24 protein-coding genes and 1 pseudogene are annotated in these 26,995 nt (G+C 45.7%); 17 read left to right on the forward strand and 8 right to left on the reverse strand.

Annotated features, from left to right (window positions below; translation table 11 throughout):
* Positions 1 to 287: 287 nt before the first annotated feature.
* A complete protein-coding gene (gene msrB / locus NB504_RS05990) occupies positions 288 to 692 on the forward strand; it encodes a peptide-methionine (R)-S-oxide reductase MsrB (RefSeq protein WP_258428480.1) in 405 nt (134 codons plus the stop codon).
* Positions 693 to 739: 47 nt separating this feature from the next.
* On the opposite strand, the gene NB504_RS05995 is transcribed toward msrB, so the two are convergent.
* Entirely contained in the window at positions 740 to 1,564 is an 825-nt protein-coding gene (locus NB504_RS05995) for a DUF2989 domain-containing protein (protein ID WP_013857227.1), read from the reverse strand.
* Between the two features lie 101 nt (positions 1,565 to 1,665).
* Between NB504_RS05995 and NB504_RS06000 the strand changes: the two genes are divergently transcribed.
* Positions 1,666 to 1,950, forward strand: a complete 285-nt coding sequence (locus tag NB504_RS06000) for a YeaC family protein (protein ID WP_013857226.1) — start codon at positions 1,666 to 1,668, stop codon at positions 1,948 to 1,950.
* A 92-nt stretch (positions 1,951 to 2,042) separates the two neighbouring features.
* On the opposite strand, the gene ansA is transcribed toward NB504_RS06000, so the two are convergent.
* Both ansA and sppA read right to left on the reverse strand, forming a co-directional pair.
* Positions 2,043 to 3,056 (reverse strand): asparaginase, encoded by a 1,014-nt coding sequence (gene ansA, locus NB504_RS06005; RefSeq protein WP_017044568.1) that lies wholly within the window; start codon positions 3,054 to 3,056, stop codon positions 2,043 to 2,045.
* Between the two features lie 120 nt (positions 3,057 to 3,176).
* The gene (sppA, locus tag NB504_RS06010; RefSeq protein WP_258428481.1) at positions 3,177 to 5,027 is read right to left on the reverse strand and encodes a signal peptide peptidase SppA; all 1,851 of its coding nucleotides are present in this window, start codon (positions 5,025 to 5,027) and stop codon (positions 3,177 to 3,179) included.
* A gap of 212 nt (positions 5,028 to 5,239) precedes the next feature.
* Between sppA and NB504_RS06015 the strand changes: the two genes are divergently transcribed.
* Positions 5,240 to 7,243, forward strand: a complete 2,004-nt coding sequence (locus NB504_RS06015; RefSeq protein ID WP_194662904.1) for an NADPH-dependent 2,4-dienoyl-CoA reductase — start codon at positions 5,240 to 5,242, stop codon at positions 7,241 to 7,243.
* 125 nt (positions 7,244 to 7,368) lie between these two features.
* On the opposite strand, the gene purU is transcribed toward NB504_RS06015, so the two are convergent.
* The gene (purU, locus tag NB504_RS06020) at positions 7,369 to 8,202 is read right to left on the reverse strand and encodes a formyltetrahydrofolate deformylase (RefSeq protein WP_010317194.1); all 834 of its coding nucleotides are present in this window, start codon (positions 8,200 to 8,202) and stop codon (positions 7,369 to 7,371) included.
* Positions 8,203 to 8,389: 187 nt separating this feature from the next.
* Here purU and NB504_RS06025 point away from each other — a divergent pair, with 187 nt between their 5' ends.
* The 8 genes from NB504_RS06025 (at position 8,390) to rnd (ending at position 16,146) form a co-directional block, all read left to right on the forward strand.
* The gene (locus NB504_RS06025; protein WP_013857222.1) at positions 8,390 to 8,590 is read left to right on the forward strand and encodes a hypothetical protein; all 201 of its coding nucleotides are present in this window, start codon (positions 8,390 to 8,392) and stop codon (positions 8,588 to 8,590) included.
* A 94-nt stretch (positions 8,591 to 8,684) separates the two neighbouring features.
* On the forward strand, positions 8,685 to 10,628 hold the full coding sequence (locus NB504_RS06030) for an ATP-dependent DNA helicase (RefSeq protein WP_258428482.1): 1,944 nt from the start codon (positions 8,685 to 8,687) through the stop codon (positions 10,626 to 10,628).
* Positions 10,629 to 10,636: 8 nt separating this feature from the next.
* Complete coding sequence (tsaB, locus tag NB504_RS06035) at positions 10,637 to 11,338, forward strand: tRNA (adenosine(37)-N6)-threonylcarbamoyltransferase complex dimerization subunit type 1 TsaB (RefSeq protein WP_017047797.1); 702 nt, start codon at positions 10,637 to 10,639, stop codon at positions 11,336 to 11,338.
* A 53-nt stretch (positions 11,339 to 11,391) separates the two neighbouring features.
* Complete coding sequence (locus NB504_RS06040) at positions 11,392 to 11,697, forward strand: chromosome partitioning protein ParA (RefSeq protein WP_161437815.1); 306 nt, start codon at positions 11,392 to 11,394, stop codon at positions 11,695 to 11,697.
* A 15-nt stretch (positions 11,698 to 11,712) separates the two neighbouring features.
* Positions 11,713 to 12,276 (forward strand): Slp family lipoprotein, encoded by a 564-nt coding sequence (locus tag NB504_RS06045; RefSeq protein ID WP_029626776.1) that lies wholly within the window; start codon positions 11,713 to 11,715, stop codon positions 12,274 to 12,276.
* A 2-nt stretch (positions 12,277 to 12,278) separates the two neighbouring features.
* Positions 12,279 to 13,133, forward strand: coding sequence for an alpha/beta fold hydrolase (locus NB504_RS06050; RefSeq protein WP_258428483.1), 855 nt, complete (start codon positions 12,279 to 12,281; stop codon positions 13,131 to 13,133).
* Positions 13,134 to 13,235: 102 nt separating this feature from the next.
* A complete protein-coding gene (gene fadD, locus NB504_RS06055) occupies positions 13,236 to 14,930 on the forward strand; it encodes a long-chain-fatty-acid--CoA ligase FadD (RefSeq protein ID WP_026028639.1) in 1,695 nt (564 codons plus the stop codon).
* Positions 14,931 to 15,027: 97 nt separating this feature from the next.
* A complete protein-coding gene (rnd, locus tag NB504_RS06060; protein WP_258428484.1) occupies positions 15,028 to 16,146 on the forward strand; it encodes a ribonuclease D in 1,119 nt (372 codons plus the stop codon).
* 56 nt (positions 16,147 to 16,202) lie between these two features.
* Here rnd and minE read toward each other — a convergent pair whose 3' ends face one another.
* From minE to minC, 3 genes are read right to left on the reverse strand one after another with little or no spacing between them, the layout of a single operon-like run.
* On the reverse strand, positions 16,203 to 16,469 hold the full coding sequence (gene minE, locus NB504_RS06065) for a cell division topological specificity factor MinE (RefSeq protein WP_010317176.1): 267 nt from the start codon (positions 16,467 to 16,469) through the stop codon (positions 16,203 to 16,205).
* A gap of 4 nt (positions 16,470 to 16,473) precedes the next feature.
* On the reverse strand, positions 16,474 to 17,286 hold the full coding sequence (minD, locus tag NB504_RS06070) for a septum site-determining protein MinD (protein WP_013857214.1): 813 nt from the start codon (positions 17,284 to 17,286) through the stop codon (positions 16,474 to 16,476).
* Positions 17,287 to 17,305: 19 nt separating this feature from the next.
* Complete coding sequence (gene minC / locus NB504_RS06075) at positions 17,306 to 17,968, reverse strand: septum site-determining protein MinC (RefSeq protein WP_013857213.1); 663 nt, start codon at positions 17,966 to 17,968, stop codon at positions 17,306 to 17,308.
* A gap of 199 nt (positions 17,969 to 18,167) precedes the next feature.
* Here minC and NB504_RS06080 point away from each other — a divergent pair, with 199 nt between their 5' ends.
* The 5 genes from NB504_RS06080 (at position 18,168) to NB504_RS06100 (ending at position 24,793) form a co-directional block, all read left to right on the forward strand.
* Complete coding sequence (locus NB504_RS06080; RefSeq protein ID WP_017044579.1) at positions 18,168 to 18,449, forward strand: YcgL domain-containing protein; 282 nt, start codon at positions 18,168 to 18,170, stop codon at positions 18,447 to 18,449.
* A 23-nt stretch (positions 18,450 to 18,472) separates the two neighbouring features.
* Positions 18,473 to 19,441, forward strand: coding sequence for a lytic transglycosylase domain-containing protein (locus NB504_RS06085; protein ID WP_013857211.1), 969 nt, complete (start codon positions 18,473 to 18,475; stop codon positions 19,439 to 19,441).
* Positions 19,442 to 19,502: 61 nt separating this feature from the next.
* Positions 19,503 to 20,450 (forward strand): LysR family transcriptional regulator, encoded by a 948-nt coding sequence (locus NB504_RS06090; RefSeq protein WP_258428485.1) that lies wholly within the window; start codon positions 19,503 to 19,505, stop codon positions 20,448 to 20,450.
* Between the two features lie 218 nt (positions 20,451 to 20,668).
* A complete protein-coding gene (locus NB504_RS06095; protein WP_019282015.1) occupies positions 20,669 to 21,874 on the forward strand; it encodes a NupC/NupG family nucleoside CNT transporter in 1,206 nt (401 codons plus the stop codon).
* Between the two features lie 378 nt (positions 21,875 to 22,252).
* Entirely contained in the window at positions 22,253 to 24,793 is a 2,541-nt protein-coding gene (locus NB504_RS06100; protein WP_258428486.1) for an Ig-like domain-containing protein, read from the forward strand.
* A gap of 105 nt (positions 24,794 to 24,898) precedes the next feature.
* On the opposite strand, the gene folD is transcribed toward NB504_RS06100, so the two are convergent.
* Positions 24,899 to 25,759, reverse strand: a complete 861-nt coding sequence (gene folD, locus NB504_RS06105) for a bifunctional methylenetetrahydrofolate dehydrogenase/methenyltetrahydrofolate cyclohydrolase FolD (RefSeq protein ID WP_010317168.1) — start codon at positions 25,757 to 25,759, stop codon at positions 24,899 to 24,901.
* 875 nt (positions 25,760 to 26,634) lie between these two features.
* Here folD and NB504_RS06110 point away from each other — a divergent pair.
* Positions 26,635 to 26,995, forward strand: a pseudogene (locus NB504_RS06110) (integrase); the annotation flags it as partial.

Raw genomic sequence — 26,995 nt, forward strand, 5'->3', positions numbered from 1 at the left:
TTACAGAATCCAGTAAATGTCTGCAACAGATAATCGGACTTAACTTGTTTAAAGTCAAAAAAAAGCGTCGCTTTTTTTCACAATTAATCGTAAGTGATTAAATTTTAAACTTTATACCGCTTCTGTTTACTTTCAGTTGGCGTAAAATACTTTAGCCTTCTAAGGCAGTTAGAAATTACATACCTACCATTTCATGGTGAGAAAGTATGTGCTACAAAGAGTGGAGTATGCAAGTTTTTGGCATAAAAAGTACCAGCGCAATATTGAGAAGAAGGGAAGTTTTGTAAGTGAAATCGAAGATTGAGAATAATGTTAAACCTGATGAATACTGGCGTGAAAGACTAACGGATGATGAGTTTTATGTTTGCCGTCAACGCGGTACAGAAGCCCCGTTTAGTGGCAAGTTATTACATAATCGTGACACAGGTGTGTACGCGTGTACCTGTTGCAGCAGCCCGTTATTTGTCTCCAACAATAAGTATGATTCGGGGTGTGGTTGGCCAAGTTTTGATGCACCGATCAATGATACTGCAATCCGCTATCTTGAAGATTTAACGCATGGAATGATTCGAACTGAGATCCGTTGTACGGTGTGTGATAGCCATCTAGGGCATGTTTTTCCCGATGGACCTCAAACAACAGGTGAACGATTTTGTGTCAATTCAGTGTCGTTAATTTTCAACAAAAAGTGAAAAAGCGGTGAACTTATCACCGCTCTTTGTTTTATGATTACATTTTGTTAGTTGGCAAAGTCGAGAGGAATGAGCTCTGGTTTAAACTGTCCATTTTTGATAGCGTCAACGATTTTTTCGGCGATATCGTCGAGTGCATCAAATTTTTCTTGATCAAACCCGTACAGCAATTTGAGTTCTGTCTCTGAAGCAACCGGCACATTGAATGTTTTTCCTACCATCGCCCAAATGTAAGCTTTTTCTTTCTGTTTGAGAATTTGGTTGGTACTGGCAAGAGATTTGATAGCATCAAGGTTGATACTGCCTTTTGGGCTGAGTTCTAAGGTTCGATGGAGCAAATAGATTGCTTTTTCTCGATCCCGTTGAACATAAAAAGTAGCGAGAGCGTATTGCATTTCTGCTGTATCTAGCTCGGGTTTACCTTCACGTTGTAAGAATTTTCTTTGTGCACTTTTATCACCAATCTGACTCCAGAGAAAGTATAAGGTTTCCGCGGAGCTGGATGACTGAAGCTCTTTTTCAATCTGCTCTAAATCTTTCCCTGTATTGACGAGTGCTGAAAATCGACGTTGTTTGAGTTCCGTTTGATCAATCGCTTGAATTTGTGAAGCGAGCTCGAGACATTTTCGATAAGCTTGAACTAATCCGTATTCTTTAATCTTGTTGCTATCGCTTGGATTTTTAAGTACTTCAAATCGATGCCAGATGAGGTCCGTACGTGGAACTCTACATTGCCCATCATTTATATTGAGCCTTTCACAGCGCAAATTAGGATTATCAGCACATAGCTTGTCGGTATCTCTGTTATTCTCAAAGCAGCCACTTATAAGAAGTGATAGGCTGAGAATCATGGGCACTTTTATCAAATTCATAATATTAGCTTGTGATCAAATACACTTATTTATTGGGCTTGTCTTGACTCAATATCATGGCAAGTTATGTTTGTGACGAATTCGTTAATTAAGGATAGACCATGGATGCCGATCAACTCATTAACGCCATCACCCCCGAAGCTTACAAGCGATTAATGCACGCTGTTGAAACGGGTAAGTGGCCTGAAGGTACACCACTTTCACAAACACAGCGAGATTCATGCATGCAAGCTGTGATGTTGTATCAATCTAAGCATAATGTAGAAGCGGACCATATGACAGTTGCCGCTGGTGGAGAAATCAGTTTTAAATCAAAAAATGAGCTGAAAAAGCGCTTTCAAAACGGACAAGACGATATTGTTCGAGTCAATCCAAACCACGAATGAGTCTATTTGACTTGTACAGAATACAAAAATCCCCAATTCATTGAGTTGGGGATTTTGTTAATGAGGGGAAAATATATTGTGGGTGCTTAAAGCTATAAGCTCATTTCACCACGTAATACTTCCTGCATTTTCTGCTTCACTTCTTCATAAGAAAGATTCTGGCTCAGTAAATAGTGAAGCTTGGCTAAAGCGGCTTCGGGTGTCATGTCGTAGCCGCTGATCACGCCTGCTTCTGCAAGGGCACAGCCTGTCGCGTAACCGCCCATGTTGACTTTACCTGCTAAGCACTGAGTTAAGTTCATGACGATGACGCCACGTTCTGAGGCTTCTTTTAAATGCGCTAATAGTTGCGCATTTTGAGGTGCATTTCCCACACCAAAAGTCAGCAAAATCATCGCGTTGACTGGCTGTAATAAGGTATTGCGGATCACTTCGTGAGAGATGCCAGGGTACATGGTAATCACACCGATCGGTTGTGGTGTAATGTTATGGACTCGGAAGGCTCCTTGCGGCTGTTCGCCAACTTTAACGTTACTGCTGATTTGAATATTGATCCCAGCTTCTAACAGCGGAGGAAGGTTCGGCGAGGTAAACGCATTAAAACCATCGGCGTGTGATTTGACACTGCGGTTACCCCGCATCAACTGATTATTGAAGAATAACGTCACTTCATTGATGGGGTAATTAGCGGCGATGTGCAACGCATTAAGTAAATTCGCTTGTCCGTCAGAGCGCAATTCGGCCAACGGAATTTGTGAGCCTGTCACAATGACGGGTTTACCCAAGTTTTCCAGCATGAAAGAGAGTGCCGATGCCGTGTAAGCCATGGTATCCGTACCATGTAAAATCACAAAGCCATCGTATTTATCATAATTATCTCGAATATCGTTGGCGATTTGTTGCCAATCTTCAGGTGTCATGTCCGAGGAGTCAATCAGAGGGTCATATTCATGAATGGTGAACTCAGGCATTTCAGGGCGCTGAAACTCAGGCATACTTGCGAGTTGTTTTTCCATGAAGCCCGCAATAGGGACATAACCATGGTCGGATTTTAGCATGCCGATAGTACCGCCAGTGTAGGCGATGTAGATATGTTTTCTTGCCATAGCTAGAAATCACTCGTGTAGGGGAACAGAGCGGGGGATTATAGCGTATTCACTTAATATAAAAAGGGGCGCTCAACACAAAGCGCCCCAATGGTTTTTAGTCATTACAGATTGATATTGCTACTGAACTTGGCAGTTTAGGCAGAACGCATATTGCCCTTTCGGATCATTAAAATGGTTGAGTAGGCTGGCATCTTGCACCCATTGTTTTGCTACAGGTTGCAGCGACGCTGGCACTAGTGTTGATACATCAAAACCGAAGCGAACTTGCACTTGATTCATGATGTCTTGCAAGAATTGCTCAGCGGGTGAAAGGGGTTCTTCTACCCAATAAATATTGTAGGTCTCTAATTTTGCCAGTTGTGCTGCGAGCTTAATGGCATCATCAAAGTCACCCATTTGATCGACTAAACCATGATCCATCGCATCTTGTCCTGTCCATACGCGGCCTTGCGCGACCTGATCGACTTGCGCCAATGAAAGGCCACGGTTCTCTCCCACCAAACTGATGAAACGCTGGTAACCATGGTTAATGCCCAGTTGTAGTGCGTCGGCCACGCCTTTTGTTAGCCCTGTGGTGACACCGACACCAGAAAAAGGTGAGGTTCCTACGCCATCGGTATAAACCCCCAATTTATTGAGTCCTTTTTCGAATGTGGTGATGACACTAAAAATACCAATCGAACCGGTTAACGTGGTTGGCTGCGCGACAATTTTATCCGCACTCATTGAAATCCAATAACCGCCAGACGCTGCAAGGCTCGACATTGAGACGACAACCGGTTTGCCTGCGTCTTTTAACGCTTGAATTTCATTACGAATAACTTCGGAGGCAAAGGCACTGCCTCCTGGGCTGTCCACACGCAATACGACGGCTTTGACTTTATCATCGTTACGCGCTTGGCGAAGTAATGCGGCGGTGGTATCACCACCGACTGTGCCTCGTGGGTGATCTCCATCCATGATGGTACCACTAGCCACGATCACGGCTACATCGTCCATATCTGCGTTAAACTGTGGCTTAATGGTGGCTTGATATTCGTAGTAACCTACGGCGTTGTAGCTATCTTCCCCATTGCTACCAAATACTTCAGCTAGGGAGAGGCGCATCTGTTGGCGAGTGGCGAGTTCATCCACTAATCCTAATTTTAATGATAAAGCGGCGAGATCCCCCTCGGTCGCTTTTAATTGCGTCAGAAACTCATCCATTGATGGATTTAAAGTTTTCCCGTCAATCTTACGGTTGGTCGCTACGTCATCGACGTACGCTCCCCACAACTGCGTTAACCAGCGAGAGGCGGACTCTTTTGCCGCGTCGGACATATCGTCACGAATAAATGGCTCAATGGCTGATTTATAAGTACCGACACGGAAAACGTGTGTATTGACATCCAGCTTTTCCAACAAAGTTTTGTAGTACATTGAATAGGCACTGTAGCCTTTCAGCATCACGGCGCCGTCCGGTGCCAAATAGACTTTATCGGCGTAGCTTGCCAAATAATATTGGCTTTGATTATAGAAATCTCCCACTGCGTAGATGGGTTTGCCAGTGGCTTTAAATTCGTTCAGCGCTTTAGCAATGTAACGTAGCTTAGTGAGGTTGGTTTCAGGCATTTCTCCAAGAGCGAGCACAATGCCTGTGATTTTCGCATCGTCTTTCGCATGGCGAATGGTCTCTACTACATCAAATAATACATTTTCTTTGGGTAAGTCTTTGCCAAAAAATGAACCAGTCATTGAATCCATCGGATTGATGTAAGAACTCTGTTCAACAATCGGTCCCGATAAGTTCATTACTAATGCGGACTCTTTTTCTATGGTAGGCAGGGGAGAATCGGCATGCACATACAAGAAATAAATCAGTGCAATACTGAGCAAAAAGAACAGGTTGGTTAAGGCTAAACGAATAAAGGTAATGATTTTCCAAAAACCTTTAAATATCAAACCGATAAATCGAAATAGTGATTTCATTGTTTCTCCACTGCGGCTATTCGCAAGCGTGTTTAAATGAATCAAGGGATTAACCTTGAGATATTAATGGCTTACATCCTACGTGATCTAGTATACCCAAACAACCGCAAGATTGATCGGTGTTACAAAAATGTAAACACTTGTTTGATTTTTTTTGTGGGCAATAATATTCTGGTCAGACCATAACGCATAATTATAAAAGTGAAGTCGCCATGTACCCACATCTGTTAGAGCCTTTGGATTTAGGATTTACTCAGTTACGCAACCGTGTATTGATGGGATCAATGCACACGGGATTAGAAGAGCACAAGGAAGGGCTCCATAAGCTGGCCGCTTTTTATGAAGAGCGTGCAAAAGGTGGGGTTGGGCTGATTGTGACGGGCGGGTTTTCGCCTAATTTGCGCGGTCGACTGCACCCTTTCAGTGCTGAATTTAGCAAGGCAAAACATGCGCGCGCACACCAAGTTGTGACTGAGGCAGTGCATCGCCAAGGTGGAAAGATCGCCTTGCAATTGCTGCACGCCGGCCGATACGCAATGCACCCTTTTGCCCAAAGTGCTTCGGCGATTAAAGCACCTATTGCGCGTTTTGCGCCGAGTGAAATGAGTGCCCGTCAGATAAAAAAAACCATTGATGCCTTTGCCAGTAGTGCTGAATTAGCTCACCTTGCAGGATACGATGGTGTGGAAGTGATGGGCTCGGAAGGGTATTTGATCAACCAATTTATCTGTAAACGAACCAACATGCGTTACGACGATTGGGGCGGTAGTTACGAAAATCGTATCCGTTTACCCATTGAGATAGTGAAAGCGATTCGTGCAGTGGTTGGTAAAGAGTTCATCATAATTTTCCGTCTTTCAATGCTGGATTTAGTCGAAGAGGGCAGCACTTTTGAAGAGGTTTTAATGCTCGCTAAGGCACTTGAACAAGCTGGCGTGACCATTATCAATACAGGCATCGGTTGGCATGAAGCGCGCGTTCCAACGATAGCGACTCAAGTACCACGTGCTGCTTTTACTTGGGTAACGGAAAAAATCCGCCCACATCTTTCTGTGCCCGTCGTGACCTGTAATCGCATCAACACTCCAGAAGAAGCAGAAAAAATATTAGCAACGGGTCAAGCGGATATGGTGTCGATGGCGCGTCCGTTTCTTGCCGATCCAGAATTTGTTGCCAAAGCCGAGCAAGGAAAAGCCGCGCTGATCAATACGTGTATCGGCTGTAACCAAGCTTGTTTAGATAACGTATTTAAAGGCAAACGAGCCAGTTGTCTCGTCAATCCGCGGGCCTGTTATGAAACGGAAATGGTTATTCGCCCAGCGGCTCAGCCGAAAAAAATGGCGGTGATTGGCGCAGGTCCGGCGGGGCTTGCTTGTGCGACTACATTGGCTGAGCGTGGGCATCATGTTGATCTGTTTGAAAAAAATGATCGCATTGGTGGTCAGTTCCGTTTGGCGATGCAAATTCCCGGCAAAGAAGAGTTTCGAGAAACCATTCGCTACTTTGCAAATCGTATTGATCAAACCGGTGTACATCTGCATTTAGATACTGACGTCAATTTTGAGATGCTCGAACCGTACGATGAAGTAGTGATGGCGTCGGGTGTCGAGCCGAGAAAAGTAAAAATTGATGGTATTGATAACCTAGAAAAGGTGGTGGATTACCAAACGCTGATCCGTGAAAAAACACCCGTTGGCGAAAAAGTTGCGATTGTTGGTGCTGGTGGCATTGGTGTTGACGTCGCCACTATGCTGACTGAGCCGACAGAGCATACACTTGATGATTGGCTGCATGATTGGGGCATCGATAAAGAGATTGCTTATCCCGGAGGTTTGTACCCATTCCCCGATTGTATGAGTGAGAAAACGGTATGGCTATTGCAGCGTCGCAAAGGACGAGTAGGTAAAGGCCCCGGTAAGACCACAGGTTGGATCCATAAACGCACCTTAGAAAAGCGTGGAGTGAATCTACTGGGTGGTGTCGGTTATGAAAAAATTGCCGCTGACGGTTTACATATCACGCTTGACGGTAATCCTTTGCTGTTAGACGCCGATAAAATTGTGATTTGTGCCGGGCAAGAATCAGTGCGTCCTTTTGAAGATAAATGGACATCATTGGGTGAGAAGATGCATGTGATTGGTGGTGCCGATTATGCTGGTGAGCTTGATGCTGTGCGTGCGATTCGTCAGGGGGTCGAGCTGGCGATTAAGTTATAATCTATGGTCCAAGCTAGTCGGTGGTGTTATCACTTGGAGTGATCAGCCAGCAATCGTAAAACAACAAAAGGCGCAAATCGCGCCTTTTGTCTTTGCTACGTCCGTGAGGAACAGTCTTCGCTTTACTATAAAATGACCGTTTTGTTGCCATAAACAAAAACGTGATCGTTGATAACTTTGTTCAAGGCTTTACTCAGCACATTTTTCTCAACATCCCGCCCAGCTTGCGCCATGTTTTGCGCGCTGAATGTGTGATCAACCGGGATCACATCTTGCTTAATAATCGGGCCTTCATCTAAATCATTAGTGACAAAGTGCGCCGTCGCACCAATGATTTTTACACCGCGCTCGTACGCTTGCTGATAAGGTTTTGCACCAATGAATGCCGGTAAAAAGCTGTGGTGAATATTAATAATTTTGTGATGGTACTTATCGACAAAACCAGGAGTGAGTACCCGCATGTATTTGGCGAGGACCAAATAGTCTGCGTGATATTGGTCCAGCACTTCTAACAATTTCTGCTCATGTTCCTCGCGGTTTAGCCCTTCATGAGAAACATGGTGATACGGGATATCAAACTTTTCGGTCAGATTTTGCAGCGTATCGTAATTGCCAATCACTGCAGCAATATCGACATCCAAGCTGCCATCATAATTCTTAATCAAAATATCGCCCAAGCAATGTGCTTCTTTAGTCACCAAAATAACGATGCGTTTGCGTGAAGAATCAATCAGTTTACGCTTTGCATGTGCAGGCAAGGCTTGGTCAAGGTCGGCTAGAAGGGTGGTGTCGTTAAAGTAGCCTTCCAATTCAGTACGCATAAAAAAGTGACCACTGATGTTATCAACATACTCATTGTTATGAATAATATTGAGTTGATGTTTATAACAAATGTTCGTGATTTTAGAGATAAGTCCGGGCGCATCACTACAATGAGTGAGCAGTGTTTTTCTTTCCATTATTAATTACTTCCGTGCATGATTTTTTTCGTTCTAAAAACTAATTCGTGAGCGTGTGAACGGTGAGGCGCCCCGCAATATAAGGGCTATAATTAATCTATTATTAAGTTGGTTTCAATATATAAACGGGTTCACCGTTAGGCTTTTACTAATTTTCTTCCTCACAGAGTGTCTTAAGGCGGTATTTATGGATAGAGAACTCCTCGCACGAAAGCTGTATATGGAAAGAGTGAGTGCATTGATGGGAGACCATCAAATTGACGAAATCATTTTGGAAGACATGTGGGAGAACCGAGCGTCACCCGCCGAGGCGGCAAAAGCAATGACCCAAACGGAGAATGGGTACGAAGGACCAGCTTGGTTATCTCGTTACCTCAATCGCAAATAGAACACACCTAACTGGCGCGGGTTGCACTTGGATTCGCGCCAGCTCATCAAACCTGACATAATGCCCCGCAACGAACACTTACCCCCACTTTTTGATGATTGCAAAAACCTTCTCTTCACAAGGCGCATTAGGTAAAGCCATTGCCGGTTTTCAAGCTCGACAAGCGCAAATTGACATGGCTGAAGCGGTCGCTAAGGCGATTGCCCAACAATCGCAATTAGTGGTTGAAGCAGGGACTGGTACAGGCAAAACCTTTGCGTATCTGGTGCCTGCGCTGCTCAGTGGTAAAAAAGTCATTATCAGTACGGGTTCTAAAAACCTGCAAGAGCAGCTTTTTCATCGTGATTTACCCTTGATGATTGATGCGCTCGGTTTCTATGGCAATGTCGCGCTATTAAAAGGCCGAGCAAACTATCTGTGCCTTGATAGGCTGAGCCGCCAAATGGTGGAAAGCCACACCAACCAATCTGATCCACAGCTGCTGACTCAATTAGTGAAAGTGCGTCGTTGGTCATCGGAAACCAAAAGTGGTGATTTAGGTGAATGTGAAGAGTTGCCTGAAGACAGTGCGGTCATTCCAACCATCACCTCAACCAACGACAATTGCCTTGGCAAAGAGTGCCCAAGTTACGTCGACTGTTTTGTCTCTAAAGCGCGCAAAAAGGCGATGGATGCCGACGTTGTCGTGGTCAACCATCACCTTTTTCTGGCCGATCTGGCGATCAAAGAAACCGGGTTTGGTGAGTTGATCCCCGAAGCCGAGGTCTTTATCTTCGACGAAGCGCATCAGTTACCGGATATCGCCAGCCAATATTTTGGTCAATCAGTCTCCAGTCGCCAAGTTCAAGAGCTGGCGAAAGATATTGAAATCGGCTATCGCACTGAAGCAAAAGATATGCGCCAATTGCAGAAAGTGGGCGATAAACTGGTGCAGTCAGCGATGGATTTACGCATTGTGTTGGGTGAACCCAGTTTTCGAGGCAACTGGCGTGAGGCGTTAGCTTCACCATCGATTTCGCGAGAATTAGCGCGTTTGCGAGACAGCTTAGATTTTGCTATCGATGTGTTAAAACTCGCGTTAGGTCGCAGCCAGTTATTGGATACCGCATTTGAGCGCGCTAACTTAATTAAAGGACGAATTGATCGAGTGTGTGATGTCTCTATTACCGGTTATTCCTATTGGTATGACACCACGCCGCGTCATTTTAGTTTACACATCACCCCACTTTCGGTGGCCGATAAATTTCACGAACAGGTGCAACAAAAGCAGGGCGCATGGATTTTCACCTCCGCAACTTTGGCCGTAAACGACGATTTTAGCCATTTCACTCAGCGTTTAGGACTAAAGCCCCAAGCTCAGTTTTCATTGCCAAGCCCGTTTGACTATCAGCAGCAGGCGCGGCTGTGTGTGCCACGCTATTTACCCGAACCCAATAGCCCTGGCCTTGCCGATAAATTGGTGCGTATTTTGTCGCCAGTGATTGAGCAAAACCAAGGCCGCTGCTTCTTTTTGTGTACTTCCCACAGCATGATGCGCGAGTTAGGTGAACGTTTTCGAGAAGTGTTAACCGTGCCAGTGCTGATGCAAGGGGAGACGAGTAAACAAAAAACGTTGGCCGAATTTATGGAATTAGGTAATGCCTTATTGGTCGCGACAGGGGCGTTTTGGGAAGGGATAGATGTTAGAGGTGACGCATTAAGCTGTGTTATTATCGACAAACTTCCATTTACCGCACCGGATGATCCGCTGTTGAAAGCGCGAATTGAAGATTGCCGAATGCGCGGTGGGGATCCATTTGCGCAAGTACAACTACCCGATGCCGTCATCACCTTAAAACAAGGGGTCGGGCGTTTGATCCGCGATAAACATGACAAAGGTGTACTGATCATTTGTGATAACCGTTTAGTCACCCGTGACTACGGTGGGTTATTTCTTGCCAGTTTACCGCCCATTCCACGTACGCGGGATTTGGACAAAGTAAAAGATTTCTTAAGTCAAATTTCAGTCACGACATCCGTAACTATTAACAACAATTAGAGACAGTAATGAGCGCAAAGATCCTTGCCTTAGACACAGCAACAGAGAACTGTTCTGTTGCTTTAATGATGAACGGCAAACTGTACGTTCGCAGTGAAGTTGCCCCTCGCGATCACACCAAGAAAATTCTACCCATGGTGGATTCCGTCCTCAAAGAAGCAGGCATCACCTTACAGGAACTAGACGCGCTAGCCTTTGGCCGTGGTCCGGGCAGTTTTACCGGAGTACGGATTGGCATTGGAATTGCACAAGGTTTAGCGTTCGGCGCTGATTTACCTATGATAGGTATTTCAACCCTAGCCGCGATGGCGCAAGGCAGCTATCGTTTACAGGGTTACCAGCAGGTGGCGTGTGCAATTGACGCCAGAATGAGTGAGATTTACTGGGGTCGTTATACACGTCAAGAAGATGGCTCTTGGCAAGAGATAGATGCAGAGTGCGTCATTGCTCCTAATACTCTTGCTGAGCAAATCAAAGCTGACAGCATCACTTGGGGCTGCGCTGGAACCGGTTGGGCGGCTTATAAAGAAGAGTTAGATACGTTGCCTATCTCGTGTCAAATGGGTGAAGTATTGTACCCAGATGCACAGGATATGGTGTTTCTTGCTCAGTACGAGTTTGCCAAAGGAAACACGCTAACAGTGGAAGAGTCGAGCCCTGTTTACCTGCGTGATAACGTGGCTTGGAAGAAGTTACCGGGCCGAGAATAATCAGTGAAAGGCAAGGCGTTGCATTCGTCTTGCTCTAATTGAATAGGAACAGTATGGTTTCAATTAACGGTTTACCTCCTGCGATAGTGCCCGGTAGCAATAGGGCTAATCGCGCAAATAAGAACAATGGGGTAAAGAAAAGCGATGCCAAAACCGGAGTAGGCCAACCTACTAAGGTGGCGAATGCTGTTTCTCATTCAATTCGTCATGTCGATCCATCAGAGATTCATCGGGCTAATCTGGAATACGATCTTCCTGAAGGCCGATCAAGAAAGGCGATGGAAGAGTACATGGACGTGATGAACCAAGCAAAAAAAGAGGAACTTGCTCAACTGCTTGGAGTCGATATCTACATCTAATCCAACAAGGTCATTATGATGCGATCTTTTTCCACTTCTAAAACGCTACTATTGTTATCGTCCACATTGCTGCTTGGTGCATGCTCAAGCTTACCGGATGATCTTCGTGCCAGTAGTGAGGCCGTGATCACCGATTACGCCACTTGGGTCAATACGCCAACCAATGAGCAAGATGAAGTCCGGCTGGGCGGCGTCATCGCCAGTGTGACTAATTTGGCGGATAAAACACGGATTGAAATAGTCAATTTGCCGATTAGCTCATCAGGCCGACCGGATATCGACCGCGAACCGCAAGGGCGTTTTGTTGGCTATGTTGACGGGTTTGTTGACCCAGTGGCTTATGCGAAAGATCGTTTGGTGACGCTAGTGGGAACCAGCCTTGCTCCAGAAAAAGCCAAAGTGGGTGAGTTTGAATACACTTTCCCAACCATGGCCGTAAAAGGGCTACATTTGTGGCGAGTTGAAGAAAGAGTGGTCGTGAATGATCTCGGTACTTATATGTACCCTTGCCACAGCTTATATTGTCGTCAAATGTACATTGGTGCTCGTGAAGGGCGCGTGGTACAAGAAGTGAAATAGCGATGCAACAAAAACAGTACTCTCTTGCGCAAGGAATGATTGCGACTCAAGAGTTGGGAAACGCACAAACGGCCGACTTATCGGTCGTTTTTTTGCATGGTTGGTTAGATAATTCATCCAGTTTTCTTACCGTTATCAAAGCGTTAAGTCACCTTAATCCACAGTTACACCTTTGCGCAATCGATTTGCCGGGACATGGCCTTTCAAGCCATAAAGCCGACGGTCATTTTTACCCATTTCATGACTATATTGATGATATTTACTCATTTTTGCTCAACTTATCACCAAACAGGTTAGTGATCGTAGGGCATTCCCTTGGTGCTTTAATCGCAAGTTGCTATAGTGCCGCCTTTCCTGAGCAAGTCGCAGGATTAGTTCAAATCGAAGGAATGGCTCCATTGGCTGAATCGCCACTAGAGAGTGTGGCCAGGCTGCGCAATGGCGTACTCAGCCGCCAGTGGATCCGGCGTAAGCCTCGTCGTAGGTTACCGAACTTAGAATACGCTGTTGCTCGCCGAGCCGAAGTCAACCAGTTAGAAGCAGCCTTGATCCAACCCATCGTTATTCGAGGGGTTGAGCTGTGCAATGACGAGTGGTATTGGCGTCATGACCCACAGTTAAACAGCGATTCCTTGTATCGCATGTCGTATGAGCATGCTCAGCACATAATGGCGCACATCCAATGCCCACAACGTGTGATTCTCGGTACACACGGTTTTTCTGAGTTACGAGCCGCTCGAGGCTATTTCGCCGATGATCGGCAAGAGATGTTCACTATTTCTGGTGGTCATCATTGCCATCTTGAGCAACCTTCGCAAGTCGCCGAACTAATTTTTGGCTTAGTTAACAAAATTTAAACAAGTGTTTGAGTGTTTCGTGCTCAAGCGCTTTGGCTGTGCTGTAATAGCGCACATAAAAATATCGCCGTAGAGCAGCCGCCAATAACGAGGAGTATTACCGTGGAGAAACCTTGGCTTTCACGCTATCCAACTGACGTACCTGAATTCATCAACCCTGATCAGTACCTCTCTTTGGTCGAAATGTTTGAGCAATCGGTTCATAAATATGCCGATCAACCAGCCTTTATGAATATGGGTTCGGTCATGACTTTTCGTAAACTGGAAGAGCGCAGCCGAGCATTTGCCGCCTATTTGCAAAATGAGCTGAAGCTGAAAAAAGGTGATCGTGTCGCCTTAATGATGCCTAACCTATTGCAGTATCCGGTCGCGTTATTTGGTGTATTACGAGCCGGGTTGATTGCGGTGAATGTTAACCCGTTGTACACCCCGCGAGAGCTTGAACATCAACTGAATGACGCCGATGCAAAGGCGATCGTCATCGTCTCGAATTTTGCCAATACCTTAGAGCAAATTGTTGAAAATACCTCGGTAAAACATGTGGTATTGACCAGCCTTGGACAGATGTTACCTAGAGCAAAAGGGACGTTGGTTGATTTCGTTGTGAAATATGTGAAAGGGATGGTGCCAAAATATGACTTACCAGGTGCCATTTCCATGCGTAAGGCGTTGCACAAAGGTCGCCGTTTACAGTATGTGAAGCCTTTTATGTCTGGCGACGACATTGCATTTTTACAATATACCGGTGGTACAACCGGTGTGGCAAAAGGGGCAATTCTGACCCACCGCAACATGATTGCGAATGTGCTCCAAGCAAAAGGAGCATATGGTCCAGTATTGGCCGAAGGCCGCGAACTGGTTGTGACGGCATTACCGCTTTATCACGTATTTGCACTGACCGTAAACTGTTTACTGTTCGTCGAAATGGGTGGGCGTAACCTATTGATTACTAATCCACGCGATATTCCAGGCTTTGTCAAAGAGCTGCAAAAGTACCCATTTACTGCCATTACGGGGGTGAATACGCTGTTTAATGCGTTGGTCAACAACGAAGATTTCCATGAACTTGATTTCAAAAATCTTAAGCTTTCTGTTGGTGGTGGCATGGCGGTACAGCGCGCGGTGGCCGATCAGTGGAAAAAAGTGACGGGTATCCACCTGCTTGAAGGTTACGGTTTGACTGAATGTGCACCACTGGTGACAGGTAATCCTTATGATTTAAGTGATTATTCGGGAGCAATTGGTTTACCCGTTCCTTCAACCGAAGTGCGTATCGTTGATGATGAAGGCAAAGTGTTGGCTTATGATCAAGTCGGTGAGTTGCAAGTGCGTGGCCCACAAGTGATGCAAGGTTATTGGCAAAGACCGGAAGCGACGAAAGAAGTGATTGATGCCGATGGTTGGCTCTCTACAGGCGATATTGTCAAGTTTGATGAGCAAGGAATGGTCTATATTGTCGATCGCAAAAAAGACATGATTTTAGTCTCTGGATTCAACGTCTATCCTAATGAGATTGAAGATGTGGTTGCACTGCATGGCAAAGTATTAGAAGTGGCCGCTATCGGCCAGCCTCATGAAGTGTCTGGTGAAATCGTCAAGATTTATGTGGTTAAGCGTGATCCGAGCTTAACCAAAGATGAAATCATTGCCCATTGCCGTAAACATTTGACTGGCTATAAAGTGCCTAAGTTGATTGAGTTTAGGGAAGATTTACCAAAGAGTAATGTGGGTAAAATTTTACGCCGCGTACTTCGTGAAGAAAATGATGCGGCAATTGAACAAACAAAACGTGCCTAAGCATCAAGTCAGTATGAAAAAATAGTGCTAGAATGCCGACTCAAACCGTCGGCATTTTTATGTCCCCTCTAGTAGGGTTGCCCAAAGTGAGCCATTAGTGAACTACCAAATAATTACCCAGCCTAACGACCTACAACGTGTATGCCTTGCCGCGCGAGATGCCGATGTGGTGATGCTCGATACCGAGTTTGTCCGAGTGCGTACCTTTTACCCACAGCTCGGATTGATCCAGCTTTATGATGGTGAAAACCTCTCTTTAATCGACCCACTTGCCTTTGATGACATGGCCCCTTTTGTCGAGCTACTGCAAGACACCTCCGTGCTCAAAGTGCTGCATGCGTGTGGTGAAGATCTCGAAGTGTTTCATAATGCATTTGGCTGCACACCTTTTCCAATGGTCGACACACAAGTAATGGCGGCCTTTCTCGGTCATGGACTGTCTACCGGATTTGCCGCATTGGTCAATGAATTCTTAGGGATTGAAATTGATAAAAGTGAATCGCGTACTGATTGGTTAGCAAGGCCTTTATCGCAAAAGCAGTTGGATTACGCTGCCGCCGATGTGTTTTATTTGCTGCCGATTTACGAGAAATTACTCGATAAAGTGACGCAGGCGGGCTGGTGGCAAGCGGCGCAGCAAGAATCTGAACTATTGAGCGTCAAACGCATTAAACAGACTAATCCCGATTTGGCCTATTTGGATATCAAAGGGGCATGGCAACTAACACCGCAAGAATTAGCGATTCTCAAACCCTTAGCTACTTGGCGCTACGAAGAGGCGGTACGCCGTGATTTGGCGCTCAATTTTGTGGTCAAAGAGACAGATTTGCTGACTATCGCTCGTTTGGGATTGACGAGTGCAAGCCGTATAATTGATGAAGGGGCCGATCCGAGAACGATTCAACGTCACAGTACCAAAATCATTGCATTGGTGAAAGCGGGCCAGCAGACTCCGGCTGATCAATACCCACCTAAAATCGACCCTTTGATGGACTATCCCGGCTATAAACAGTTGTTTAAACGGTTGAAAGATGAAGTCAAATCAGTGTCTCAAACCACGGGTTTAGCGACTGAATTTTTAGCCTCTAAAAAACAGCTCAACCAGCTATTGAGTTGGGTGTGGAAGAAAGAGAGAGATCCCGCGCAATTGCCGGATGTGATGCAGAGCTGGCGCTTACCTATTCTCGGTGAACGGCTCAACAAATTGGTTGAGTAAAATTGGTTAGTAAAGAGAAAGAGCCTGCAATTTTGCAGGCTCTTTTATCATAAGGATTACTTTTCTTCGTCTGGCAGTTTCACGTTCAATTCCAGCACAGAGATATCATCATCTTTGTGCTCAAAAGAGACTTCAACCATCGAAGGGTCAACCGCGACGTATTTGGCGATCACCTTGAGAATGTCTTCTTTCAATTGAGGCAAATAGGTCGGTGCAGGGTCATTTTCACTACGACGTTCGGCGACGATAATTTGCAAACGCTCTTTGGCAAGGCTTGCTGAGGTCGTTTTCTTTTGTGGTCGGAAAAACTCAAGTAGAGACATAATATTAACCCCCGAAAAGTCGTTTAAAGATGCCCTTTTTCTGCTCCGTTAGAAAACGAAACTCGACTTCTTGCCCTAATAAGCGCTCGACAGCGTCAGCATAAGCTTGGCCTGCGTCTGATTGATCGTCAAAAATAACCGGAACACCTTTGTTGGAGGCATTAAGCACCGCTTGGCTTTCTGGGATCACGCCAAGTAAAGAGATATGTAAAATCTCTTCAACATCTTCCACGCTCAACATTTCACCTTGTGTCACGCGAGTAGGGTTATAACGGGTCAATAAAAGGTGCTGTTTAACAGGCTCTAACCCTTGCTCTGAGCGCATTGATTTGGAATCCAAAATCCCTAAAATGCGGTCCGAGTCGCGCACGGAAGAGACTTCAGGGTTCGTCGTTACAATCGCTTCATCAGCAAAGTACAAAGCCATCAACGCGCCTTGCTCAATACCTGCTGGTGAGTCGCAAATGACGAAATCAAAGCCCATCGTATCGAGTTCATCCAAAACGCGCTTTACGCCCTCTTTGGTGAGCGCATCTTTATCACGGGTTTGTGAGGCAGGCAGAATAAACAGGTTTTCGGTGCGTTTATCTTTGATCATCGCTTGGTTAAGTGTCGCCTCACCGTTGATGACGTTGACAAAGTCGTACACCACGCGGCGCTCACAACCCATGATTAAGTCAAGGTTACGCAGACCGATATCAAAATCGATGACTGCTGTCTTTTTACCTTTTAAAGCCAAGCCAGAAGCAATTGCTGCGCTTGAGGTTGTTTTACCAACGCCGCCTTTTCCTGACGTTACAACAATAATGCGTGCCATTATGTTTTCCTTGTTAATTTTAAATCGTGAGCGTTTCAAAATGCAGTGAATCATCAACCATGCTGAGCATCACTTTCTTCTGCCAAAACTCACTTTCAATTTGATCGCTAAGCCAATAATTTCCAGCAATGGAGACCAGCTCTGCTTGTAAATCGTGACAAATAATTTTTGCTTCCGTTTGGCCGCTGGCACCGGCAATGGCCCTTCCGCGCAGTGAACCATGAATGTGAATTGAACCATCGGCGATCACTTCGGCCCCCGCGCTGACGTGATTGAGGATCACTAAATCGCTATCTTTGGCATACACTTGCTGGCCAGAGCGAATGGGCGTGCGAATCACCTTGGTTGGCGCGATTTGAGCGGGAGCTTGAGAAGGCGACTTGCTTGCTGCCATCACGGCAAAGCCAGCTTCTGAGGCTAAGTTTTGGCTGCGTTTATCACGGCAACCTGTCACACCGACCGGGATCATTCCCGCTTCAGTGATGCCTTGTTTAAGTATCGCAAAATCAATATCGCCAATCACTTTAGCAATATTGATCACTACAGGTGCAGAGGCAAAAAAAGCAGGAGCTTGGGCGACTTTTTCCTTGAGAAACTCAACGGTATTGGCAACTTCACTGTCGCAAAGGTGTAACACTGACAAAGTAAAACTGCTACCTTTTAGGTCAGGAGTATTCGACATCTTATATTGACCTCAATAACTAATGGCTTCACTAGAAAGGGCGTTGCCTGAAACTAGGGTTGTCATGTTATATTCCCTGACTTAGCTCAGCAAGTTATCTTGCGGTCAAATGTTTGTTTTAATCTCAAATTTGGTAAAAGTTTAACGTTTCTAACTTAATTGGCTCGAAAAGCCAGTTTATTACAATAAAAGGTTTGTCATGCTTTGCTCTATCTACAAAAGCTCTAAAAAAGAAGGTACCTATCTCTATATCCCCAAAAAGGATGACTTTTCACAGGTTCCTGACACATTAATGGCGATGTTCGGTAAACCTACTTTAGTCATGGTAGTGAAACTGGAAGGGCGTACACTTGCCCAAGTGAACATTGAAAAAGTAAAAGAGTCTCTAGAAAATGAGGGCTTTTTCCTACAGTTACCGCCACCGCCACAAAATTTATTAGAACAATATAAGCAGCAAAAGGCTCAGCAAAAAGATAGCTAAGTTTTCAGCTCAAGGAGGACGATTTGAGAAAGTTATTGTCAGTCGTATTGGGATTAAGCCTCTCCACGCCATTGATGGCGAATGAGGTTAGTTTTGAACACTATGTCGAAGGCTTGAAGCAGCAAGCACGAAATGAAGGCATTTCAGAGCAAATTTTAATCGATGCGTTTAAAAATGTGGAGTACAAGCCACGTGCTGTGACGGCCGATCGCAATCAACCAGAAAAGAAACTGACGCTGGATGAATATATCCCACGCGCGGTTCCAGAATGGAAAGTGAACCAAGCAAAGGCGCTGTATGAAAAGCACTATGCAGAGCTTAGCCGCATTGGCGAACAATATGGCGTACAGCCGCGCTTTATCGTGGCTTTGTGGGGCGTAGAAAGTAATTTTGGTGCGTTGACCGGTGGTTTTAGTGTTATTGATGCGCTGACGACTATGGCTTATGACGGTCGTCGAGAAGAATTTTTCCGCAAGGAGACGATGGCCGCGTTGCAAATTCTACAGCAAGGTCATATCCAAGCCGATGAGATGAAAGGCTCATGGGCTGGCGCGATGGGACAATGCCAGTTTATGCCGAGTTCGTTTTTGGCGTTCGCTTCCGATGGTAATGGCGATGGCAAAAAAGACATTTGGCGCTCAAAGGAAGATGTATTCGCGTCGACGGCCAATTATCTCAGCCAATCGGGATGGGATGATAAATACACTTGGGGCCGTCAAGTTAAAGTTCCGCATGGCTTTGACCGCACTTTAGAAGGGCGACAACCCGAAAAAGGGAAGTCACTGAGAGAGTGGAACAAGCTCGGTATTACCCGTTACGAAGGTAAACCACTGCCTAATTTAGACAACGTTCAAGCTTGGCTTATCATGCCAGATGATGAAAATGGCCGCGTTTACTTGGTATACAACAACTATAATGTGTTGATGAAGTGGAACCGTTCATATTATTTCGCCCTCGCGGTGAGCCATTTGGCGGATAGAATTACCTATTGATTTGAACCTTAATTGAACGCAAAGGGCTCATCATGAGCCCTTTGCTATTTCTGGAGAGTGTGTGCTAGTTGAACGTGCAGGGCAAATGGTGATATTTGCTGCGTTAATCAAACATCAAGGCTTTACCGCTGCGGCCAAAAGCTTAGGCGTATCAGTATCGCATGTTAGTAAGCAGTTGGCCTTACTGGAAGCCTCGCTCGGGGTGAAGCTCGTTCAGCGAACCACTCGCAGCTTCACCACAACCGAGGCTGGAGAGGCTTTTTATCGCCATTGTATTGCGGTCGTTGGGTTGATGGATGCTGCGCAGTCTGAAATGGAAAGCCAGCGTGATGAGGTGTCTGGGCTGATTAAGCTTGGTCTTTCACAGTCGTTTGGTTCTTTGCACATTTTGCCAGCACTGGAGGCGCTTCGTCAGCGTTATCCAAAACTGCAAGTGGAAGTGCATTTGTTCGATTATCGAGTCGATATGCTCGAAGAAGGGCTTGATTTGTGGGTGACCAACAACGAACATTTGCCGGAAGGGTACGTGGCGCAACGTCTCGCCGATTGCCAATTTGTGCTGGCGGCGTCACCGGAATACTTATTAAACCATTCACCCCCTCAGACACCCAGTGATCTGTTAGGTCACAACTGTCTTATCTACCGTAGTTGGGAGCGAGATTACACCCGTTGGTCGTTTGCCAATCCAGAGCAAAAAATCAACATCAATGTGTCGGGTAACTATTCGGTAGATTTAGCCGAAGCCGTGCGTGACGCCGCCGTGGCAGGGTGGGGTGTTGCTTACTTGGCGACTTATTTAATTCGAGATGAATTTCGAACTGGTAAACTGATCCAGTTGTTGCCAGATTGGCACGCAAATCAAAGTATGCCTTTTTATGCGGTTTACCCGAGCCGACAACATATGCCGAAGAAAACCTCAGCCGTGATTGAATTTATCAAGGCTTTAATCGGTACACCTTGCTACTGGGATACTCAGTTAGAGCCTTACATCCGTTTGACAAAAGTGTAATGAGTACGAATTATTATTTCCCAACTCAGAAACATCTTTTCTATATGGAAAAGATAAGCCTAAGCAATCGTTTAGCTTGTTACAAATCAACAACTTGAAATAAGAGGCTTAAGGCTGCTATTTTTAAGCACACCTCTGTAACATTTGCGACTTGCGCATTCGTTTTCGCACGATAGAATGCGCGCCTTTCCTATCCCCGTTATCTGGATTGACAGCAAATGAACTCATTACTTGGCGTCGTCGCCATCTTATTTACGGCTTGGCTACTTTCTACCAATAGAAAAAACATCCAATTTAGAACCGTGTCGCTCGCTTTTTTATTGCAAGTAGGCTTTGCACTATTGGTTCTGTATGTCCCTATGGGGAAAGAAGTGCTCAACAGTGTCACGGGTGCGGTATCGAATTTGATCAATTATGGGCAAGAGGGAATTGGCTTTCTCTTTGGCGGTTTAGCCAATGGTAGCGTTGGTTTTGTGTTTGCGATTAATGTGCTTGGCATCATCATTTTCTTCTCCGCTTTGATCTCCGGTTTGTACCACATTGGTTTGATGCCTAAAGTGATTAATTTGATTGGCGGTGGTTTGCAAAAATTATTGGGTACGGGGCGTGCAGAGTCACTGTCAGCCACGGCGAACATTTTTGTCGGCATGATTGAAGCGCCGTTAGTCGTTAAGCCCTATTTAAAGCACATGAGTGATTCGCAATTTTTTGCGGTGATGACGTGTGGCTTAGCCTCTGTTGCGGGTGGTACGTTAGTGGGTTATGCCTCACTGGGCGTTAACCTTAACTATCTTATTGCGGCGGCATTTATGTCAGCTCCAGCCGGTTTGTTGATGGCGAAAATTTTGGTGCCGGAAACCGAAGCGCAAAGTCAGCAGGTGGCCAACGAAGAGGTTGAGATACCAAAAGCAACCAATGTGGTTGAAGCCGTAGCTGATGGTGCAATGTCTGGGCTTCGTATCGCGGTTGCGGTTGGGGCAACGTTACTGGCCTTTATCAGTGTGATTGCGCTACTCAACGGCCTATTGGGCTGGGTGGGTGGTCTGTTTGGTTTAACCCTTAGTTTTGAATTGATTTTAGGCTACCTATTTGCTCCAGTTGCGTGGCTGGTGGGCATTCCATGGAGCGAAGCGATGACGGCAGGCTCACTGATTGGTAATAAAATTGTCGTGAACGAGTTTGTCGCTTTTATCCAATTGATGGACGTAAAAGATTCGCTCAGTGAACATTCTCAAGCGATTGTAACTTTTGCTCTGTGCGGCTTTGCCAATATTTCGACCATGGCAGTATTGATCGGTGGTTTGGGCAGTTTGGTGCCAGAGCGTCGCAGCTTCATCTCTCAATATGGTTTTCGAGCGATCAGCGCTGGCGTGCTGGCTAACTTGATGAGTGCTGCACTTGCTGGGGTTATTTTGTCGCTATAAACGTAGTGTTTCTATTGGTTACGAGAACCCACCATACATTTTGTATATTCGATGCCGGCTAATAGAGCCGGCATTTTTATCCATCCACCTCACCAAAATAATATTGACCATATCAATTTCTCAACGACGTGTGATTAGGTGAGTTCGTGAAGTCCGCCGAAAAAGATTTGCAAGCGGTGTTGATGTTGAAATCATGCCGTGATTTTGAGCTGAGATAATTAAAATTATCAGTTATTTAGAGTGCAATTCTCGTCCTCTAGCTTATTAGTTATATACCCTGCCTACTTGATGTTGCCTTGTCTTTATCTCGCGTATTGCAGGCCACCACGTCAAGTTACTTGGGAACGGGTTAATTATTCATAAGCAAAGGAGAGAACAATGAGTTCTTATCTACTCAGAGCCGCCATTATTACAACGTTAGGGATAAGCTACCAAGCTCAAGCCTATAACTGTGATGGCTTGGGCTCTTGGGATACGGCCGCCATTTATACGTCCGGCGATAAAGTGACGCAATCTAACGCAGCCTATCAAGCTAACTATTGGACGCAGGGAAATGATCCTGCAAGCAATAACGGCCCCTGGGCATTTTGGCTATCACTCGGGCAGTGTGACAGCGGTGGTGGCAATGTTCCACCCACGCTAAATCTCGTTTCTCCTGCCAATAATGCACAAATTCCACAAGGCAGCTTAATCACGCTGCAAGCCACCGCGTCTGATAGCGATGGTAGCGTGGCACAGGTTGAATTTTTGATTGATGGCGTGTCGATCGCCGTCATCACACAAGCGCCTTTCCAAACCGATTGGACTGCCGCTTTAGGCGCAACCCAAGTGACTGCAATTGCCACTGATAATCAGGGTGCGACTACGTCAACCGCGTCAACCATTTCGGTTACGCCTGTTGGTGGTTTAGTTCCTCCTTCCATCTCCTTAACCAGCCCAACAGGTGCTGAGCAGCTAGCGGCTGGTGACTCATTGACGCTAAGCGCTAATGCTACCGATTCGGATGGAACCGTCACGCAAGTTGATTTTTATGTGGATGGACAACTCGTCGCTTCAGATACTTCAGAACCTTATGCCCACGATTGGACTGCTGTCTCAGGCTCTCACACCTTTAAAGCCAAAGCGACGGATAATGATAACCAAACGACTCATAACCAAGAGGTCGCCTTGGTTGTATCTGGAGGCTCAAGTGGTGGTTGTGCAGGTTTAGCAACCTATGTGGCGGGTAGCAGTTACGCAGCGGGCGAACTGGTGCAAAACAATAATCAAAAGTTCCGTTGTGATATCGCAGGTTGGTGCTCTTCCAGCTCAGCGTGGGCCTATGAGCCGGGCAAAGGAAGCTATTGGCAAGAAGCGTGGACAGGAATGGGCGCGTGCGCCACGCCACCTACCGTTTCATTGACAAGCCCTGTTGATAATGAAGTGATTCTGGCTGGTTCTACCATCCTCCTCAGTGCACAAGCTAATGATGCCGATGGCAGTGTAGTACAAGTGGAATTTCTTGCTGATGGCACGAGCCTTGGCGTAGTAAACCAAGCGCCTTATTCGGTTGAGTGGGTTGCGAGCAAGGTAGGAAGTACCACACTCAAAGCCATCGCAACCGATAATGACAATAATAGCGCTGAAAGTCAGATTAACGTTTCAGTAAGCGATCAAGCGTTAGTGGTGTCGTTAACATCGCCAACGTCAGGGCAAACCGTCGGTTTAGGTAAACCAGTCAATATTGCTGCCAATGCGACGTCACTCACTGGTGCTGTTTCTAAAGTCGATTTCTTAGTGAATGGAGCGGTGGTCGCAACTGATACCAGTGCGCCTTATGCCTACACTTGGACACCTACGGCTATCGGCGAATACACAGTGGCTGCGCAAGCTTATGATGCAGGCAGTAGTGTATTGTCAGACGCAGCTGCCGTGAAGGTGGTTGAACAGACACAGAAAAAGCACAAATTGATCGGTTACTGGCATAATTTTGTCAATGCTGCTGGCTGCCCAATGCGTCTCGCTGATATGTCTGATGCGTGGGATGTGATCGATATTGCATTTGCCGATAATGACCGCAACAGTAATGGAACCGTGCATTTCAATCTTTTCGCAGGCGATGCGCATAGTAGCTGTCCCGCTTTAGATGCTACCCAGTTCAAGCAAGATATGGCGGCTTTGCAAGCCAAAGGCAAAGTTTTTGTTTTGTCACTTGGTGGCGCGGAAGGCAACATTACGCTCAATACTGACAGTGATGAAGCGCACTTTGTTGATAGTTTGACGGCGTTGATCAAAGAGTGGGGTTTTGATGGCTTGGATGTTGATTTAGAAAGTGGTTCTAACTTAATGCATGGCTCGCAAATTCAAGCGCGCTTGGGCCGGGCATTAAAGCAAATTGAAGCCAACATCGGCGGTGATATGTACCTGACCATGGCACCAGAACACCCTTATGTTCAAGGAGGAATGGTGGCTTATAGCGGCATTTGGGGTGCGTATATTCCTATCATCAATGAGGTTCGTGACACACTCGATCTACTTCATGTTCAGCTTTATAACAACGGTGGGTTACCAAACCCTTATCTACCGGGTGCAGCTCCTGAAGGTTCGGTGGATATGATGGTCGCTCAATCAAAAATGCTGTTAGAAGGGTTTGATTTGGCCGATGGTTCACGCTTTGAACCACTGCGTGACGATCAAGTTGCAATCGGTTTGCCTTCTGGCCCGAGCTCTGCCAACTCTGGGCAAGCGCCCACGCAAAACATTCTTGATGCGTTGGACTGCTTAACCAAGGGAACCTCTTGCGCGACGGTGAAACCGAGTTTCAACTACCCTAACTACGGTGGTGTGATGACATGGTCTATTAACTGGGACGAACACGACGGCTACAATTTCTCTACGCCAATAGGCAACAAACTAACGCAAATGAATAATGCCCAATAAAGGCTAAGTTGGTTTATAACGCAAGAACCCCAGCGCAGTGCTGGGGTTCTTTTTGGCTCGCTGATCATAGCTATCAATAACCACTAGCAATAATCAATAGCAAGATCAGTTATTGGGGTGAAATTGCTCGCACGCCAACAGGGTGTTTTCAATCAAACTGGCCACCGTCATTGGCCCGACACCACCCGGAACAGGGGTGATCAAGCTTGCTTTGGTGCGCGCTACATCGTACTCGACATCGCCAATCAGTTTGCCTGACTCCAAGCGGTTGATGCCCACATCGATCACCACGGCACCTTCTTTAATCCATGCACCGGGAATAAAATTGGGTTTACCAACGGCCACCACCAACAAATCAGCTTGGCGAACATGGTGCTCTAAATCTTTAGTGAAGCGATGGCATGTGGTTGTGGTGCAACCAGCCAGTAGCAGCTCTAACGTCATTGGTCGGCCGACAATATTGGATGCGCCCACAATCACCGCATGCTTACCACGCAGTTGAACGTTATAGCGCTCAAGCAAAGTGATGATCCCTTTGGGCGTGCAAGAGCGCAGTTTAGGAATGCGTTGGGCTAAACGGCCCACATTGTAAGGGTGAAAACCATCGACATCTTTTTCAGGAACAATGCGTTCAAGCACATGGGTTGTGTCAATCCCAGCAGGTAAGGGCAGTTGCACTAAAATGCCGTCAATTTCAGGGTCGGCATTGAGCTTATCGATTAACGCCAGTAGTTCCTCTTCACCTGCAGTGGCCGGAAGATCATAGGATTTAGAAACAAAACCTACTTCTTCACAAGCACGACGTTTGCTGCCGACATACACTTGTGACGCAGGATCTTCTCCCACCAGCACCACCGCTAACCCCGGAGCGCGAAGGCCCACTTGAGTGCGAGCTTTTACCCGCGCCGCTACTTCAGAGCGAACCGTCTGGGAGATGAGTGTCCCATCAATATTTTGAGCAGTCATGGCTTTCCTTACACATTGGTCGCAAATATTTTTGGGCGCATTGTCGCAGATATTTAAAGTAACATCTATAAGCAAACGTTTGCTTTGTTCTGTTTTTCGTCACATGGTTAGCGAATGGCAGTTTTTTAGGCATTTGAAACAGAATGTTAGAGAAAGCGATTGATTTACGGAGTTCAACTCGTATAATCCTGTCCCTGTAGCGCGCCCTTAGCTCAGCTGGATAGAGCACGTCCCTTCTAAGGATGTGGTCGTAGGTTCTTATATTAGGTTATTTCTGGTGTAATGAATCAAGATTACTGACTAGTGGCTTTGCAACCTAATTTGGTGCAATGAAGCGTACAAACAATTTGAATTTCGTTTTTTAGCTAGATATAGTTGAAAAGCAAAATAAAGCGCCCTTAGCTCAGCTGGATAGAGCACGTCCCTTCTAATTGGCTAGATTTCTCTAGCGTTCAGATTGGGCCTCTTTTTGGAAACGATAAGAGTGTAAGACATCAAATTCGGGGAAACCTTACTTTAATGAGTTGGCAATCCCGAGCCAAGCCCAGTAATTCTGGGAAGGTGTAGAGACTAGACGGTGTCTACCTAAAGCTTTCAAAGCTATGGTAAAGGTATAGTCCAGCGCACAAAGCCTTAAGAGGTGGTAGCGAAAGCTATAGTGTGACGAAGGATGTGGTCGTAGGTTCGAATCCTACAGGGCGTGCCACTTTAAAGAGCCAGTATCTATTAATTTAGGTACTGGCTTTTTTGCTTCTTGTTAGACCGAAAATTCATTTCTAACACTGAGATCACAAACTGTATAAAAACACAGTGTTCATTGCACCATTATCGATTTTTCTGTAGTAGGATATACGGAGAATGAGGTTCATTAATTGGTGCAATGGAAAGTGGCTAGGAAAACTAAAAATATTATTAAAAGAGAACTCACCACCGCAGACGGTGTGATTTTTTATTCATTTGTTTCGAAAACCACAGGTTCAATTGTGGAGCTTGAAGAGCATATAAATAATCTGATATTGAGTAGCCAGCCATACAACACAGTCAAAGCGAAGGCTTCAGATTTAGCTAAGTTCTATGATTTTTTCATTGAAGCATCAAATGCACTACACACGCAGGCATTTCAGGAAGAGCTTACGAAAAAAAAACATTACTCCTCTGCTTTTCATTTAAGAACTACTCTGAATAATATTTTTAAAGCTTATCCTTCTTTTCTTATGGATGGAAAAAACTCAGATA

It is taken from the genome of Vibrio sp. RM-69-4 (assembly GCF_024743775.1).
In the GTDB taxonomy this organism is placed as follows: Bacteria; Pseudomonadota; Gammaproteobacteria; order Enterobacterales; family Vibrionaceae; genus Vibrio; species Vibrio anguillarum.

Bases quoted from the DNA above. Each gene is read 5' to 3' on its own strand.
- NB504_RS05995 (WP_013857227.1), bottom strand. From the start codon at position 1,564: ATGAATTTGATAAAAGTGCCCATGATTCTCAGCCTATCACTTCTTATA.
- NB504_RS06000 (WP_013857226.1), top strand. From the start codon at position 1,666: ATGGATGCCGATCAACTCATTAACGCCATCACCCCCGAAGCTTACAAG.
- ansA (WP_017044568.1), bottom strand. From the start codon at position 3,056: ATGGCAAGAAAACATATCTACATCGCCTACACTGGCGGTACTATCGGC.
- sppA (WP_258428481.1), bottom strand. From the start codon at position 5,027: ATGAAATCACTATTTCGATTTATCGGTTTGATATTTAAAGGTTTTTGG.
- NB504_RS06015 (WP_194662904.1), top strand. From the start codon at position 5,240: ATGTACCCACATCTGTTAGAGCCTTTGGATTTAGGATTTACTCAGTTA.
- purU (WP_010317194.1), bottom strand. From the start codon at position 8,202: ATGGAAAGAAAAACACTGCTCACTCATTGTAGTGATGCGCCCGGACTT.
- NB504_RS06025 (WP_013857222.1), top strand. From the start codon at position 8,390: ATGGATAGAGAACTCCTCGCACGAAAGCTGTATATGGAAAGAGTGAGT.
- NB504_RS06030 (WP_258428482.1), top strand. From the start codon at position 8,685: ATGATTGCAAAAACCTTCTCTTCACAAGGCGCATTAGGTAAAGCCATT.
- tsaB (WP_017047797.1), top strand. From the start codon at position 10,637: ATGAGCGCAAAGATCCTTGCCTTAGACACAGCAACAGAGAACTGTTCT.
- NB504_RS06040 (WP_161437815.1), top strand. From the start codon at position 11,392: ATGGTTTCAATTAACGGTTTACCTCCTGCGATAGTGCCCGGTAGCAAT.
- NB504_RS06045 (WP_029626776.1), top strand. From the start codon at position 11,713: ATGATGCGATCTTTTTCCACTTCTAAAACGCTACTATTGTTATCGTCC.
- NB504_RS06050 (WP_258428483.1), top strand. From the start codon at position 12,279: ATGCAACAAAAACAGTACTCTCTTGCGCAAGGAATGATTGCGACTCAA.
- minE (WP_010317176.1), bottom strand. From the start codon at position 16,469: ATGTCTCTACTTGAGTTTTTCCGACCACAAAAGAAAACGACCTCAGCA.
- minD (WP_013857214.1), bottom strand. From the start codon at position 17,286: ATGGCACGCATTATTGTTGTAACGTCAGGAAAAGGCGGCGTTGGTAAA.
- minC (WP_013857213.1), bottom strand. From the start codon at position 17,968: ATGTCGAATACTCCTGACCTAAAAGGTAGCAGTTTTACTTTGTCAGTG.
- NB504_RS06080 (WP_017044579.1), top strand. From the start codon at position 18,168: ATGCTTTGCTCTATCTACAAAAGCTCTAAAAAAGAAGGTACCTATCTC.
- NB504_RS06095 (WP_019282015.1), top strand. From the start codon at position 20,669: ATGAACTCATTACTTGGCGTCGTCGCCATCTTATTTACGGCTTGGCTA.
- NB504_RS06100 (WP_258428486.1), top strand. From the start codon at position 22,253: ATGAGTTCTTATCTACTCAGAGCCGCCATTATTACAACGTTAGGGATA.
- folD (WP_010317168.1), bottom strand. From the start codon at position 25,759: ATGACTGCTCAAAATATTGATGGGACACTCATCTCCCAGACGGTTCGC.